Here is a 14,714-nt window from a genome sequence, read left to right on the forward strand (position 1 = left end):
GACTGCGCCCCAAACACTTGAAATCCATGCCTGGATTAGTTCTCGCGAAAGGTAGCCTCCTCAAGTCAGCGCCAATTGCATTAAGCCCGTTGAACCATAGCACCGGAAGAGTCGGAAAACTGCCAAGCCCGAAGTATAGCTATGTCAAGACTTCTAGTCCCGAGCCGATCGGTTGTTCCCTTTTCTTGCCATCGATTGACGGTTGCAAATGAAATGGGCCAAAAACAGAAAAGGTCACTTCGCAGTGAAGTGGCCTTTTCTGTAGGTGGATATTAAGGGCCTGGAGCCTTTATATCGGCTGGCTCCCTTGCATCTCGGAACCTTTATTCAAGCTGGCTCCAATTTAACTAGTCCAAATAGTGCCACGAGCAACCGACGATCTGCCGAGAGCTAAATCTTTTCTTAATGTTTCGGTACTCGAACGACTGTAAAGCTTTACGAAGAACCTGTAATACTTCGGGTAGATATGTATAGAGGTTGCGCTTGGGTCCTCCCCATTGCTGGCAAGCCAGGGGGGGTCACAAACGCGAGGATGCCAGCGTCACCGATTGCGTCGGCGCGGCTTGTCCGTAGCGTGTTAGTTCGGTGAGCTCCTGCAGCTGCGCGATCGCCTCCGCACCCTCAAGCTTCATCAGCTCGCGATCATCGCGCATCTCCGTCCAGGTAATGCCGTAGTCCGAGACCAAAAACCGAATTAAGTGGTTGTCACCCAAGCCAACCATGAAAGAAGCGCTATTCATCTCGCCACCGCAGGTGTAGCAGGATGCCAGGTAACCGCGTCGCTCGAGCACGAGCGCCAGAGCTTGGAGGTTCATTACCAAGTCCTTCACAAACTCGCGGTGTTGGTGTGCCAAACGCTGAAACACGTCCCGTCCTCCAAGCAATTCACCTAATTCTAATCCCTGTTAAGACTTTTTTAAGATTTGCTGTCTTTATGACTGTCTTAACGCATCGGACGGCACTGCCTGAGACAGGCTTTTGCAGCCCAATCAAAGCTAGCTCAGCCTCTGCTAATACGACGGTAGCCTTGAATACACTCCACGAGATCGAACGGAAAAGCGAGTTCAGTCACAAGGGGAGGGTGCTGGGGGGATCGCTCTAACTGAATGTCTACGTGCGCGCACGAGATAGGATGTTCTTTCAGAACCCAAGCTTATTCAGTGTCGACCGAGTCGAGACCACATGACGGTCGAGTCCGAGCTGGCTGGGGGGTATGCCAAGTGCCAAACACACCAGTTGGGGTAGATGCAGTACGGGCAATCCTAGCTCTCTGCCAACAACGGCAGCTATTTCCGGTTGGCGCGAATCGAGATTGAGGTGGCAGAGCGGACAGGGGGTGACCATGCAGTCCGCCCCGGCAGCGATCGCCTCTTGGATGTGCGTGCCCGCAAGTTGGAAGGACTCTTCCTGCGCGTAACTTGCCAGCGGCCAGCCGCAGCACTGAATGCGTCCGCGGTAGTAAATCGGTGTCGCACCTGTTGCCCTGAAAACATTTTCTAAGGATTCGGGATGGAACGGATCGTCGTATGAAATGTTGTCCTGCGCGCGCAGCAGATAACAGCCGTAGAATGCCGCGCACTTGAGCCCTGCCAACGCTCGCGTCACGCGAGCGCTCAGGCGGTCGAGCCCGTAGTCGCCGACCAGAGCCCAAAGTATATGCTTGACCTCGGTGCTGCCGCGGTAGGGCGCGCAACCTTCGCGTTGCAACCAGCCATCGATGCGCTTGACGTAGGCCGGGTTAGAGACTTGAGCGCGCTTGAGCCGTTCATCTACGTGCCCGATGACACCCTGACAGGTACTGCAGTGGGTCAGTAAGGGCAAATTCAGAGTTTCGGCTAGCGCGATGTTGCGCGCATTAACCGTGTCTTCGAGCAACTGCGATTCTTCCTTGAAAGTGCCCGACCCGCAACAAGTTGCTTGCTTGAGTTCGACGAGTTCGATGTCGAGTGCATCAGCAAGTGCGGTTGTGGATAGATACAGCTCGCGGCAAGCACCCTGAGCAACGCAGCCTGGATAGTAAGCATATCGAAGTAAAGGCATGAGCAATCGCGAGCGATGAAAAGCAGCGGCAAAGTGTTTGCAAGCAAGCCCGGTTCCGAACGGTATCTGGAGAGGTCATTCTGGGGCGATCGCGTCCGTCGGAGGAAGTCGGCGGGAGCTTGGCAGACTCGGGAGCGATCTAAGCGATCTATACGAACGGATGCAGCAAGAGCGCCGAGCGCGAGCGCATCTCCTAAGTTAATAGCGAACGATGCGCTCTGCAGACCTGCATGCAAGTGGCTGCGCTCGCACCGCAATCCGATAAGATAGGGGATGCCGTGCAGAGAGTTTCTGCATAGAGCAGCGAAACATTATCGTTCTAAAGACTGCCGGTTAGTTGCCAGAGACGAGGAATACCGATGAATCAAGAGATTTTCGAGAAAGTACGCGAGATCGTTGCCGAGCAGCTTGAACAAGACAAGCAAGCAATCACTGCCGAGTCGAACTTTGCCAACGATCTGGGTGCCGACTCTCTCGATGTCGTCGAGCTGGTGATGGCTCTGGAAGAAGAATTTGACGTCGAAATCCCCGATGAGGCTGCCGAGCAAATCGCAACCGTGCAAGCAGCAGTCGATTACATCAGCGATAAAGCAGCGGCTTCGGCGAGCAGCTAGCAATTGCATACGGGAGAGCGGGTAACCAACGCAAGTGCAGGCATATGGCACATTGGCAGCGTAAACGAGTCGTGGTGACGGGAATGGGCGCGATCGCCGCCGTCGGCAACACCCTTACCGAGTTTTGGGAGGGGTTGCTGAGCGGTCGCAGCGGCATCGATACGATCGCGAGCTTCGACCCGTCCCGCCACGCAAGTCGCATCGCGGGTGAGGTCAAGGGCTTCGAGCCCCACGACTATCTCGACCGGAAGGACGCCAAGCGCATGGCGCGCTTTTCCCAATTTGCCATTGCCGCCAGCAAGCAGGCTCTGGCCGACGCACAGCTTGAGATTTGCGACCTCAACGCCGAGCAGATTGGGGTGATTATCGGAACGGGCGTCGGCGGCATTCGCGTGCTCGAGGATCAGCAAGAAGTGTATCTGACGCGCGGACCCAGTCGCTGCAGTCCGTTTATGGTCCCGATGATGATCGCCAACATGGCCGCCGGACTGACGGCGATTCATACGGGCGCGCGGGGACCGAACACCTGTCCGGTGACGGCTTGTGCGGCCGGCTCGAATGCCGTTGGCGATGCCTTTCGCCTAATCCAGCGCGGGGAGATTCAAGCTGCGATCTGCGGCGGGACCGAGGCGGCAATTACGCCGCTGACGTTAGCCGGTTTTGCGTCGATGAAGGCTTTGTCGACGCGTAACGACGAACCCCAGCGTGCCAGCCGTCCGTTCGATCGCGATCGCGACGGTTTTGTCATTGGCGAGGGGTCAGGCATTTTGATTCTCGAGGAGCTGGAGCACGCTCGCAGCCGCGGCGCGCGCATTTATGCCGAAATCGTCGGCTACAGCATGACTTGCGATGCTTACCACATGACCGCACCGGTCCCGGAAGGCGGCGGTGCCGCACGGGCGATGATGCTGGCTCTCAAGGATGCCGAATTGCAGCCAGAGGCGATTGGCTATATCAACGCTCACGGGACGAGTACGCCAGCCAACGACTCAACGGAGACAAAGGCGATCAAAACCGCGCTGGGCGCAGCTGCCTACCGAGTTCCGATTAGTTCTACAAAGTCGATGACCGGACACCTACTCGGTGGCTCGGGCGGTATCGAAGCCGTTGCGACCGTGATGGCAATCCACACCAATCGCGTACCGCCGACGATCAATCTCGATTGTCCTGAGGACGAGTGCGACCTCGACTATATCCCCCATCACAGCCGCGAGTCGGTTGTAGACGCGGCTTTGTCGAACTCATTTGGGTTCGGAGGGCACAACGTTACGCTGGCATTTCGCCGATACCGCCCGACTGCGTCGTAGCACGAGCGCTCGGCGTTCGCCTGCTTCGGTGCTAGCGATCGCGCTGCTATGCGTGCTTGCTTGCCGTTCCGTGCGATGCGAAGATGAGGGCAATCGTACGGGCCCCAGAGGCGCTTGCGCTTTGGTTTGCCCGAGCAGCGGGGATTCCCGTCGTCATTCACCACGAGCAACAGACTTATGGTCGCTACTACCCAATCGCTGGAAGAACTTTGCATCAATGCCATCCGCTTTCTCGCCATCGATGCGGTAGAGAAAGCGAAGTCGGGTCACCCTGGACTACCGATGGGTGCGGCACCGATGGCATTCGTGTTGTGGGACCGTTTTCTGCGGTTTAATCCCAAGAACCCGAAGTGGTTCGATCGCGATCGCTTTGTGCTCTCGGCGGGCCACGGCTGCATGTTGCAGTACGCGCTGATGTATTTAACCGGTTACGACACCGTCTCCCTTGAAGACATCAAACAATTTCGCCAGTGGGAGTCACAAACGCCGGGACATCCAGAGAACTTTATTACTGAAGGCGTAGAAGTTACGACCGGACCGTTGGGACAGGGAATTTGCAACGCGGTCGGTCTGGCAATGGCCGAAGCCCATCTAGCTGCGCGGTTCAACAAGCCCAATTGCAAGATCGTCGACCACTACACGTACGCGATCCTCGGCGACGGTTGCAATATGGAAGGGATCTCGGGTGAGGCTTGCTCCTTGGCCGGCCACCTGGGGTTGGGCAAGCTGATTGCGCTCTACGATGACAACCACATTTCTATTGACGGTTCCACAGATCTAGCATTTACCGAAGACGTGGGCAAGCGCTTTGAAGCCTACGGCTGGCAAGTGCTGCACGTTGAGAACGGCAACACCGACTTGCCGGCCATCGAGCAGGCGATCGCGACGGCTAAGGCCGAAAATGATAAGCCCACCTTGATCAAAGTAACCACGACGATCGGCTACGGCTCGCCGAACAAAGCTAATTCTCACGACGTTCACGGTGCTGCATTGGGTGCGGATGAAGTACAGGCAACCCGCGAAAACCTCGGCTGGAGTCACCCGCCCTTCGAGATTCCCGAGGATGTACTGAGTCACTTCCGCGAAGCCGTCGACCGCGGTGCGAGTGCAGAAACGGAGTGGAGCCAGCTGTGGGTGCGCTATCAGTCCGAGTATGCAGAGGATGCGGCAGTTCTCGGTGGAATGATGCAGGGTAAGCTTCCCGAAGGGTGGGACAAAGCCCTGCCAACCTATACGCCAGACGATAAAGCTGACGCCACGCGCAACCAATCCGGCGCAACTCTAAACGCGATTGCTGGCGTGCTGCCGGGGCTGATTGGCGGTTCGGCAGACTTGGCACCCTCCAATAAGACGTTGCTCAAGGGGTTCGGTGACTTCCAGAAGGGACAGTACGAGAACCGCAACCTGCGCTTTGGGGTTCGCGAGCACGGTATGGGTGCAATCTGCAATGGCATTGCGCTGCACGGTCCGGAGCTTATTCCTTACGGTGCAACCTTCTTAGTCTTTACCGATTACATGCGGGGTGCAATTCGCCTGTCGGCACTGTCCCATGCCGGTGTAATTTGGGTGATGACCCACGACTCGGTCGGCTTGGGCGAGGACGGTCCGACGCACCAACCCGTCGAGCACGTTGCTTCGCTGCGCGTCATTCCCCAACTAACCGTGATGCGCCCGGCAGACGGTAACGAAACGTCCGCAGCGTACAAGGTGGCTGTTGAGAACCGCAAGGTACCGACGTTGCTGGCGCTGTCGCGACAAAAGTTGCCGAACTTGGCAGGGTCGTCAATCGAGAAAGCGGTCAAAGGCGGTTACGTGCTCTCCGATAGCGACGGAACGCCCGAGCTGATCTTGATCGGTACCGGCAGTGAAGTTTCGCTCTGCGTAGAGGCTGCCGAGCAGTTGCGCGCCAGCGGAATCCAGGTACGCGTGGTTTCTTTGCCCAGCTGGGAGCTGTTCGACGCTCAGGACGAAGCGTATCGCGAGTCCGTTCTGCCGAAGGCCGTGACCAAGCGCGTGGCCGTCGAAGCCGGTTCTTCATTCGGCTGGTACCGTTACGTGGGTGCAGAAGGCGCCGTCATCGGTGTCGATGAGTTTGGTGCTTCGGCTCCGGGCGATCTCGTCATGGAGAAGTACGGCTTTACGGTCGAGCGCGTTCTGAAAACGGCAAAGGCAGTCCTCAGCTAAACCACCAGCGACTGCGAGTTGCCGGTAGGGCGCTTTAATTGCGTTTGACAAATAGCGATGGTTCCTAGCCGGAATCATCGCTATTTTTTTCATCTGAGCGCGGACTCGACTCGCAACACCGGTACCTGCGGTGACGGGATCTCGCTGCTAGAAGTACAGTTGCTCGCCCTTGCCACCGCCGACGATCGTAACGACTTCAAGGTGATCGTCAGGCTGCAGCTGCGTGCGTCCCCAATGATGGCGGTGCAAGATTTCGCCATTGTATTCGACGGCAACTAAGCGCGGGTTGAAGCCAGAGCGCGCGAGGAAGTCCACGAGGGAGGTGCCGGGTATGCAGGCAGTGGCCGTGCCATTGAGGTATAACGTTGCTTCAGTCATATGGGTTGCGCGAGTAGCTTAGATGAGTTTGGAGGGAGTTACCGGGGGCAGTTGTGACAATAGGGCGCGAGTGGCATCGGCCGGTCGATCGGCAGCCACGATCGCGCGGACGACGGCCACTTGGCGGGCGCCGGCTCGCACGACCTCACCTACATTACTCGCGTCGATACCTCCGATTGCGAACCAGGGGCGCGAGCAGCGAGCGGCAGCATGGCGAACGTAGTCGAACCCGGCAGGAGCTTTGCCGGGTTTGGTTGGCGTCGCGAAGACCGGACCAACGCCAAGATAATCTGCACCCTCGGCAAGGGCGCGAGCGAGTTCTTCGGGGTTGGTGGTCGAACAACCGATGAGACGCTGCGGCCCCAACAAGCGCCGCGCAACAGCAATCGGTAGGTCCTGTTGTCCGAGGTGAACGCCGTCGGCATCGACTGACAAGGCAAGATCGACGCGATCGTTGATGATGAACAGCGCGTTGTGTCGATGGCAGAGGTCGCGTAGCTGCCGGGCTTGTTCTAGGCGCGACCGATCGGTGGAGTCTTTGTCGCGGTACTGAACAAGGGTAACGCCGCTCTGCAATGCTGCTTCAACGCTAGTTGCGAGATCGTCGGTTGGTGTGGTGATGAGATAGAGGGTAGCTGCGCGCAACTGCTGGTGGCGACGATAGGGTAACAGGCGGGAATCGAGTGCGTAGGCGCGGTAGCGCAGTTGTTTGCAGGCCGCACCTAGATCGGGCGCGTTCAGCTTGCCAAACTCTTCCAAAACGCGTAAAGCTTCCTCCACGCGGCAAAGATTGGCTTGCAACAGCTGAGCGATATCGGCACGCTGGGTTTCTCCGACGTGAGTTAATTCGGTCCCGCGATCGCCCGGCGTATCGCGAGCAGCTCGCCATTCGGGAGCGTGCCAACGCGCTAGCTCTTGGCGTAGGTCTTTGCACTCGCCAGCAAGTTCGCGATCGTCAAGGCCGAAGCGGCACCAGTCCTCAACAACACGCAGCCCTTCGCGGGCCCGATCGAGATTGGCATCGAGAATGCGACGAACAGCAAGTTCGGGCGAACGGGCAAATGAATCCGACGGCGGGGCACCTGACACGCGCGAGGTCTCCTCAAAGTAGCAGTTGCGAGCGAGCGGCAGTTGATATGACCGCACCTGATATTATTGCAATCGAACTAAAGCAATGCTAGAAGCTAGCTCGCTGCCGAACGTTTGGCGACTGGATAGAGCGAGCCGTATTGGGGATAGTGCCAGCGAATCAATGCTTCCCAGCCGCCGATCGCCCCGCTAGTCAATTTGTATTGCGGTTGGTAGTACACGACAAACTCGCTGCGGCGTAAGGCTTCATAAGCATGCCCCCAAACCGTTAGATACTCAAGACGGGAGCGGTTTCGCGTTCATCCCTTGCGATTTTATCCAACAGATCTTCCACCAGTACGTCTCTGACGCCGGGTCAGCAATTATTACCATGCAATCCGACTTACATCGCCCCAAACCAGAACTGATGGAAGCGGCGATCGCTCAATCCCAGATAGCTCTGAGTTTGGGGGAGGGCGGACCCTTCGGAGCGGTGGTCGTCCGCAATGGCGAGATCGTCGCTCGCGGGCACAACGAGGTAATCGGGACTAACGACCCCAGTGCCCATGCCGAGATAGTTGCTATTCGGCGTGCCTGTCATGTTCTGCAAACCTTTCACCTGAACGGTTGCGAACTTTATACCAGTTGCGAGCCATGCCCCATGTGCTGGGCTGCCATTAACTGGGCTCAGCTCGATCGCGTTTACTACGGCAACGACCAGTACGATGCCGCTGCGATCGGTTTCAGCGATCGCTTCCTCTACGAAGAACTCAATCGACCGCCCCAAGAGCGACGGATTCCCATGCAGCAATTTATGGCTGCTGAGGCTAAAGCTGCATTTCAGACCTGGGAGCGTCTTGAAAATAGAGTCGAGTATTGAGCCAAGTCCGACAGCTGGTCTGTTAGCAGAAGCGACGCGAGTGTGAGGTCGTTCGATAAGATACCCGCTCGTTTTGACGTCGGCATTATTCCTGCGAGTTCGCGACCGGTCCTGACTTGGTGTGGAACTCTCCCAAACGGACGGATCGCTGCCGACCCAACAGACTCGCGCGGGTCGGCCGCTGGGTGCAGTAAACTGCCGTACGGAAGCAACTTGAGAGTAGGATGAACGCTCGATAGGACAGCATGCAGATTGCAATTGTTGGTGGTGGGGCAGCAGGTTTCTTCGGCGCGATCGCCGCAGCGACAACCGATCCCACAGCACGCGTCATGCTGCTGGAAGCCGGGCGACACCCTCTGGCGAAGGTGCGGATTTCGGGGGGCGGTCGTTGCAACGTTACGCATCACTGCTTCGACCCAGCAACCTTAGTTCAATCCTATCCGCGTGGCGGTCGGGCACTCCGCGGTGCTTTTTCCCGGTTTCAGCCTCGGGATACTGTTGCATGGTTTGCGACTAGAGGTGTTGCCCTCAAAACCGAGGCAGACGGGCGTATGTTCCCTACTACCGACGACTCGGAGACGATCGTGACCTGTCTGCTCGATGCAGCCGAGCGGGCGGGAGTCGAATTGCGAACGGGTGCGCGCGTGTCGCACGTGCGACGCTTGCCTGAGGGTCGTTTCGCCCTCGTATCGAAGTCCGAGGAACTCCATAGCGATCGAGTATTGTTGGCAACGGGCAGCAGCCCGCAAGGGCACCTCTGGGCACGGGAGCTGGGTCATGCAGTTAACAAGCCGGTGCCGTCGCTATTCACCTTCGAGCTTGCCGACCCGCAACTTCTTACCCTTGCTGGCGTGAGTATCGAGACCGTTCGGTTGCGCCTGCACGCACCAGGCAAGCAGCGCTACGAGCAAACCGGACCACTGCTGATCGCCCACTGGGGTCTGACCGGGCCGGCCGTGTTAAAGCTATCGGCTTGGGCGGCACGGGTATTGCACGAGTGCAACTACCAACTGCCCCTCAGTATTAACTGGGTCCCGTCCGAAAATCCCGAAACCGTTCGCGCTTGCCTGCTGAACTGCCGCTCCGAGCGATCGCGTCGTCAAATTGGTACGGCCTGTCCGCTACCGCTACCGCGCCGCGTTTGGCATTACTTGCTCCAGCGCTCGCACATAGACCGCACGACCCATTGGGCGGAAGTTGCAAACAAAGCAATCGAGCGGACGGTTAACGAGCTGACGCGATCGCAATTCGAAATCTGCGGGAAAGGTCAATTCAAAGATGAGTTCGTGACGTGTGGTGGCGTTGCGCTCAAAGACGTGAACTTCAAAACAATGGAGAGCCGGCGCGTACCGGGTTTGTATTTAGCAGGTGAAGTCCTCGACATCGACGGCATTACGGGCGGTTTCAACTTTCAAGCAGCGTGGACGACGGGTTGGCTGGCCGGATGCGCCATGGTCGCGCCGTTCGAACGCTCGAACATACCTGCATCGAGCAAGCCAACCCGCTCGGTCGATATCGGCTCGGTTTAAAAACAAGCCCGTCGATCCGTGCGGACCGGCGGGCTTGTTCTGAAGATGATGCAGTTGGTATCTGGCAATCTGAAGGGGACGATCGCGCGATCGCCCCCTCCCGCAGGACAACTACAGGGACAACAAATCGGGGGAGGCATTATTGAGCGCGATCATTATCACCGCAAGTACGATAACCGTCACCGTTGCCAGCACCGGAGCGGTAGACAAATACGTCAGGAAATTATTGTTGTCTGCCATGAACTGTTTCTCCCAAAATCACAAGCAATGCAAGCAAGCACGAGCGAATTCAGACTCAAGAAACTGGACCGAAGCACCAGCAGAAAGAGTCTTAGCGGGGCGAAACGGGAATGTCCGCCTCGGGAACGGTCAGCTCGCCGGATAGCAACTCTTTGACAGCTGCCAGCGGCCATAACAGTGCCGCCGACACGCATTTGATTGCGAGCGGCACGTCGATCACGACTTCTTTTTCCTCGGGCTTCTTTCCGGTGCGAATCGAAATCAGGTAGCTACGACCGGCCCAACCGATGAAACCGGCAATGTAAAGAAAGAGCAAGCTAGGCGTGATAAATTCGCCGGCGTGAGACAGGCTACCGTCAACAACCAGGTGTGGTAATCCTTCAGGACCGCACAGTAGGTTGCTATAGCGCTCGAAGCGTTTTTGACCCGACAGTGGATCGCCCGTGGTATTGCGAGCGTTCGCTGCGCGAGCTTGAAACGCAGACGATTCCGAGCAGGGAACTAGCACGGAGTTGTTAGGGTTGTCCACTTGTGCCGAAGCCGACGGCGCAAAGCCCAGCCATAGCACGACTGCCAGAATGAGCGGGATGATTCTCGCCATGAACTATTTCCTTTTGTTTCAAATACGTTAAGCTTTGTGTACAAAGACTGCAGCTTATTCGTACATCAGGGACTCATCATACCGTTGCACAGACACTCGGTAAAGTATGCGTTATTAATTGTATTTTTCGGCGAGAATCCACTAGCAAACGGTTCGAGTTAAAGCCCGCAAAATGGCAACCATCCTAGCAATCGAAACCAGTTGCGACGAGACAGCCGTGGCGATCGTGCGCGATCGTTCGGTCCTCAGCAGCATCGTTGCCTCGCAAATTGCCATCCACCAGCGCTACGGTGGGGTCGTACCCGAAGTTGCATCGCGTCAGCATCTAGAAGCAATCAATCCTTGCCTCGACAAAAGCCTTGTCGAGGCAGGTGTCGGCTGGTCGGCGATTGACGGGGTGGCAGCCACGGTTGCGCCCGGTTTGGTGGGTGCGCTGCTCGTGGGCGTGTCGGCAGCGAAAGCCCTCGCGGTTGTCCGCAACCTGCCCTTCTTAGGCGTACATCACCTTGAAGGACACATTTATGCCTCGTATCTAAGCGCGCCCGACCTACAGCCACCATTCCTCTCATTGCTAGTTTCGGGCGGGCATACGAGCGCGATTTGCGTGCGCGGCTGCGGCGACTACGAAACCCTCGGTACGACCCGCGACGACGCTGCCGGAGAGGCGTTTGACAAGGTCGCACGCTTATTGAAGTTAGGCTATCCAGGTGGGCCGGCCATCGATCGCCAAGCGCGATCGGGCAATCCAGATGCCTTTGCTTTTCCGGAAGGCAAAGTATCGCGACCGGGGGGCGGCTACTATCAGTATGATTTTAGTTTCAGCGGTTTGAAAACCGCAGTCGGCCGCAAGGTTGCCAGCCTTGTCGAGACCGAGCCGACGCTCCCGATCGCTGATTTGGCAGCCTCATTCCAGGCTACGGTTGCCCGGACCCTAACGGCTCGCACAGTTGCCTGTGCCCTAAACAGCGGTCTCGATGCAATTGCAGTAGGCGGCGGCGTGGCCGCAAACAGTTACCTGCGCCAGCAAATGCAACGGGCTGCTCGGGAAAAGGGTCTGCGCGTTTTCTTCCCACCTTTGCACTTGTGCACGGATAACGCCGCCATGATCGGTTGTGCGGCTGCAGACCATTACGAGCGCGGGCACAGATCGCCGTTGACTCTGGGCGTGAGTTCTCGACTACCACTCTCGCAAGTAATGTCACTTTACGCCGAGGCACCCATTCCAGCTGGGATAGATTAGGAAGGGCGATCCCCATCCAACTGGGTTATCTGCCAGACTATCCTGATACCAACTCTAGGAAGTGCTGCGACAAATGGCAGCTTGGGAACTTTTACTCCCGGGGCTCGCTTGCACCATCTGTCGTAGGAATTCTGCAAATTGGTATGACTTTATAGAGCGTTCCGAGCTGGAGCTTCAGCCACGCTCCAACCACATCTCCCATAAGTCGTTCGGCAGCTGCAAAATACGCTGCCCAATTTCTAGCGGCGCGATCGCGAAAACCAGCTGCGCGACTAATAAGACCAACGCGATTTTAAGCGCTGTTGCAACGCTCGTTTTTACAATCCTCACTAGCCCGGCAAACACCAACCAGACCACAATGACTGCTGCAATTAATACGAACAGGCTAGGGTCCATGTGCGCGATCGCTCCTCTTCACAATCCATTTCGACGCGCGCGATTCGCGATCCCTACTCCCACGCGAACGACTCGACCTCAAGTACGGGTCCGATTGCAGCCAGCGTCATTACATCGTCGCGGAGCTTGCCGGTCACGCGCGCACGCCGACCGGCTTGCAGCAGTTCGCGAGGAGCACTTTTGAGCTCGTATGCCTTACCGTCAGGGGCGGCGAGCACCCACGCACCCGGACCAATCTCCCGCCGCTCGATTGCCCCAATAACTACCATTGTGTCGCTCGCTTCACTGTCACTTCATTTCATCTCACGCTTTACGCTGCTGGCCTTTGCAGGCCAACATCACCAGACCCACGCACAGCCAACCGTTGGCGAAGAGATAGGTACGTGCCATCAAGCCGCTCCCCAACCACATCACATTCGGATCGGCGATCGCGCTGACAAACAGGCAAGATGCTACACCCAAACTCGCGCCAAACGCAAACCACTTCCATACCGGATGTCCGAGCAGCAACACCACCAACGCCAGGGGAATCAGCACGCTCGCTGTCAGCGGGTTCAATGCCGGATTGCCCTGAAGGGCGCTACCGAGTTCTGGCAGGGAGCTTCCTAGCATCCGCAGCGGCCACTGCGGTAAATCGGAAACATACAGTCCCCGCGCAACAAACCAGCCCGAACTACCCGTCACCAAACCGCCTGCAAGCGGCCAACTCCAAGCAAAGGGAAAGTAAGCGCGTAGCAACCAAAACAGCAGGTACGAGCCGAGGACCATCGCCAACTTCAGCGGCAGCGCAACCATGCCGCCATCGATCCAGAACACCGGATTGAGATAGCCGTTGTCGCGCAACCAGCGGAAAAAGTCCTTGAGGTTGAGCTTGCCTTCCAGTGCGAGTTGTACGGCCGCTGCCGCATCGAGTTGCCCCGCTCCATAGTGGTTAAGCGGATCTTCCTCAACTTTTCGCACCGATTGTGTTAGAACCCGCGCTACTGCTTCGGGTTCTTCGATCCCTACTGCCTTGACCAAGGCAGCTACGCCTGCCACGTGCGGAGCTGCCATGCTCGTGCCTTGATAGCCGGCGAACACGGCCTCGCCCGTTTGGGGATCGATCGTATGTTGGAGGATCTTACCGGCATCGCTGCCGCCTGGTGCCGAAAGGTCTACACCCGCCCCGAAGTTCGAGTATGGTGCTTTGTTACCGGCTGCATCGAGGGCAGACACCCCAATGACTCGCGGATACCGCGCCGGGTAGGCAGCTGCATTGCGATCGGCATTGCCAGCAGCTGCCACGAGCACGACGCCTTTGTCGTAGGCGTAGTCGATCGCGTCGCGCATGACTTGGCTTTCGCCCCCGCCACCCAGGCTCATATTAATGACATCAGCACCGTTGTCGGCTGCAAATCGAATCGATTCGGCAATGTCTGCAACCGTACCGCTGCCGTCTGCACCCAGTACCTTCAACGGCATGAGGCTGGCCTCGTAAGCAATCCCAGCCACGCCGAAAGTATTGTTCGTCGACTGCGCGATAGTTCCGGCCACGTGCGTGCCGTGGCCCACATCGTCCGAGGCATCCTCGCGATCGTTGACGAAATCGTAGCCCGCTACAAATTCGGTGCTTTCCAAATCCTGAACTTTCGACACGCCCGTATCGATGACGGCCACGATGGTGCCCGCACCGCGCGTTTCATCCCAAGCCCGCTCGAGGTTAAGGCTGCGGAAGTTCCACTGTTCGGTGTAACCCGGGTCGTCAGGAATAGCAAATGCGCGGTAAACATAGTTCGGTTCGACACTCTCGACTAGCGGCTGCAGCGATCGCCGCAAGGTCTTCAGGGTCGCGCGATCGCCTGCCAATACGTAGAGTTGCTCGCCTGAAGAAAACGCGCTGTTGAGCTGCGGGGCCATTCCAACCCGTTGCGCGATCGCCCCCAGTTGAGCGTCGATCTCCGTTTTCGAAAGGTCATCGCGGAAGTCGATCGCGATTGAGTTGTAATCGCTGGGTGCTGACGACTGCCCCTGAAACCCAACTAGCGCCAGTACAACGCCGACCAGGAACAAACATACGAATAGTATTCGCTGCATCCGTTGTATCTCCGGGCGATCGTGCTCCCAGTCTAACCGCGATCGCCTCCATCATCTTTTAGGCACATCTGCTTGAACTATCTTCACAAAACGCAATGATTTCGTTAAGCTGTACCCGATGCCGCGTTTAAACGCTGCGAAGCTTGATTTAACTAAGGATTCAT

Annotated in this window: 15 protein-coding genes and 1 pseudogene; 6 read left to right on the forward strand and 10 right to left on the reverse strand. The window is 57.4% G+C overall.

Annotated features, from left to right (window positions below; all coding sequences use genetic code 11):
• Nucleotides 1-518: 518 nt before the first annotated feature.
• Together KR51_RS11375 and KR51_RS11380 are read right to left on the reverse strand one after the other, a co-directional pair.
• Nucleotides 519-866: a DUF1815 family protein gene (locus KR51_RS11375; RefSeq protein WP_022607855.1), complete on the reverse strand. Its 348-nt coding sequence runs from the start codon at nucleotides 864-866 to the stop codon at nucleotides 519-521.
• Nucleotides 867-1,140: 274 nt separating this feature from the next.
• Nucleotides 1,141-2,040: a CoB--CoM heterodisulfide reductase iron-sulfur subunit B family protein gene (locus tag KR51_RS11380; protein ID WP_022607857.1), complete on the reverse strand. Its 900-nt coding sequence runs from the start codon at nucleotides 2,038-2,040 to the stop codon at nucleotides 1,141-1,143.
• 359 nt (nucleotides 2,041-2,399) lie between these two features.
• Between KR51_RS11380 and acpP the strand changes: the two genes are divergently transcribed.
• From acpP to tkt, 3 genes are all read left to right on the forward strand, one after another.
• Nucleotides 2,400-2,654 carry an acyl carrier protein gene (gene acpP, locus KR51_RS11385; RefSeq protein WP_022607859.1) on the forward strand — a complete coding sequence of 85 codons (255 nt, stop codon included), beginning with the start codon at nucleotides 2,400-2,402 and terminating at the stop codon, nucleotides 2,652-2,654.
• Between the two features lie 44 nt (nucleotides 2,655-2,698).
• Nucleotides 2,699-3,961 (forward strand): beta-ketoacyl-ACP synthase II, encoded by a 1,263-nt coding sequence (fabF, locus tag KR51_RS11390; protein WP_022607861.1) that lies wholly within the window; start codon nucleotides 2,699-2,701, stop codon nucleotides 3,959-3,961.
• Between the two features lie 177 nt (nucleotides 3,962-4,138).
• Nucleotides 4,139-6,145: a transketolase gene (gene tkt, locus KR51_RS11395; protein WP_022607863.1), complete on the forward strand. Its 2,007-nt coding sequence runs from the start codon at nucleotides 4,139-4,141 to the stop codon at nucleotides 6,143-6,145.
• Nucleotides 6,146-6,292: 147 nt separating this feature from the next.
• Here tkt and thiS read toward each other — a convergent pair whose 3' ends face one another.
• The 3 genes and pseudogenes from thiS to KR51_RS18340 all read right to left on the reverse strand — a co-directional run.
• On the reverse strand, nucleotides 6,293-6,523 hold the full coding sequence (gene thiS, locus KR51_RS11400; protein WP_022607865.1) for a sulfur carrier protein ThiS: 231 nt from the start codon (nucleotides 6,521-6,523) through the stop codon (nucleotides 6,293-6,295).
• A gap of 18 nt (nucleotides 6,524-6,541) precedes the next feature.
• The gene (locus tag KR51_RS11405; protein WP_022607867.1) at nucleotides 6,542-7,612 is read right to left on the reverse strand and encodes a thiamine phosphate synthase; all 1,071 of its coding nucleotides are present in this window, start codon (nucleotides 7,610-7,612) and stop codon (nucleotides 6,542-6,544) included.
• 95 nt (nucleotides 7,613-7,707) lie between these two features.
• Nucleotides 7,708-7,851, reverse strand: a pseudogene (locus KR51_RS18340) (EAL domain-containing protein); the annotation flags it as partial.
• Between the two features lie 131 nt (nucleotides 7,852-7,982).
• Here KR51_RS18340 and KR51_RS11410 point away from each other — a divergent pair.
• Entirely contained in the window at nucleotides 7,983-8,471 is a 489-nt protein-coding gene (locus tag KR51_RS11410; RefSeq protein ID WP_022607869.1) for a nucleoside deaminase, read from the forward strand.
• A 245-nt stretch (nucleotides 8,472-8,716) separates the two neighbouring features.
• Complete coding sequence (locus KR51_RS11415) at nucleotides 8,717-10,000, forward strand: BaiN/RdsA family NAD(P)/FAD-dependent oxidoreductase (RefSeq protein ID WP_022607871.1); 1,284 nt, start codon at nucleotides 8,717-8,719, stop codon at nucleotides 9,998-10,000.
• Between the two features lie 111 nt (nucleotides 10,001-10,111).
• On the opposite strand, the gene KR51_RS18345 is transcribed toward KR51_RS11415, so the two are convergent.
• On the reverse strand, nucleotides 10,112-10,240 hold the full coding sequence (locus KR51_RS18345) for a photosystem I reaction centre subunit IX / PsaJ (RefSeq protein WP_022607873.1): 129 nt from the start codon (nucleotides 10,238-10,240) through the stop codon (nucleotides 10,112-10,114).
• Between the two features lie 91 nt (nucleotides 10,241-10,331).
• Nucleotides 10,332-10,841, reverse strand: a complete 510-nt coding sequence (locus tag KR51_RS11420; RefSeq protein WP_022607874.1) for a photosystem I reaction centre subunit III — start codon at nucleotides 10,839-10,841, stop codon at nucleotides 10,332-10,334.
• Nucleotides 10,842-11,013: 172 nt separating this feature from the next.
• On the opposite strand from KR51_RS11420, the gene tsaD reads away from it, so the two are divergent.
• Nucleotides 11,014-12,081, forward strand: a complete 1,068-nt coding sequence (gene tsaD, locus KR51_RS11425) for a tRNA (adenosine(37)-N6)-threonylcarbamoyltransferase complex transferase subunit TsaD (RefSeq protein ID WP_022607876.1) — start codon at nucleotides 11,014-11,016, stop codon at nucleotides 12,079-12,081.
• A gap of 174 nt (nucleotides 12,082-12,255) precedes the next feature.
• Here tsaD and KR51_RS11430 read toward each other — a convergent pair whose 3' ends face one another.
• Genes KR51_RS11430 through KR51_RS11440 form a run of 3 tightly spaced genes read right to left on the reverse strand, consistent with a single transcriptional unit; the run spans nucleotide 12,256 to nucleotide 14,550 of the window.
• Nucleotides 12,256-12,477 carry a hypothetical protein gene (locus KR51_RS11430; protein WP_022607878.1) on the reverse strand — a complete coding sequence of 74 codons (222 nt, stop codon included), beginning with the start codon at nucleotides 12,475-12,477 and terminating at the stop codon, nucleotides 12,256-12,258.
• 53 nt (nucleotides 12,478-12,530) lie between these two features.
• Complete coding sequence (locus tag KR51_RS11435; RefSeq protein WP_022607880.1) at nucleotides 12,531-12,746, reverse strand: hypothetical protein; 216 nt, start codon at nucleotides 12,744-12,746, stop codon at nucleotides 12,531-12,533.
• Between the two features lie 34 nt (nucleotides 12,747-12,780).
• Nucleotides 12,781-14,550 carry a S8 family peptidase gene (locus tag KR51_RS11440; RefSeq protein ID WP_022607882.1) on the reverse strand — a complete coding sequence of 590 codons (1,770 nt, stop codon included), beginning with the start codon at nucleotides 14,548-14,550 and terminating at the stop codon, nucleotides 12,781-12,783.
• Nucleotides 14,551-14,714 lie beyond the last annotated feature (164 nt).

The sequence above is a fragment of the Rubidibacter lacunae KORDI 51-2 genome (assembly GCF_000473895.1).
GTDB classification, from domain to species: Bacteria; Cyanobacteriota; Cyanobacteriia; order Cyanobacteriales; family Rubidibacteraceae; genus Rubidibacter; species Rubidibacter lacunae.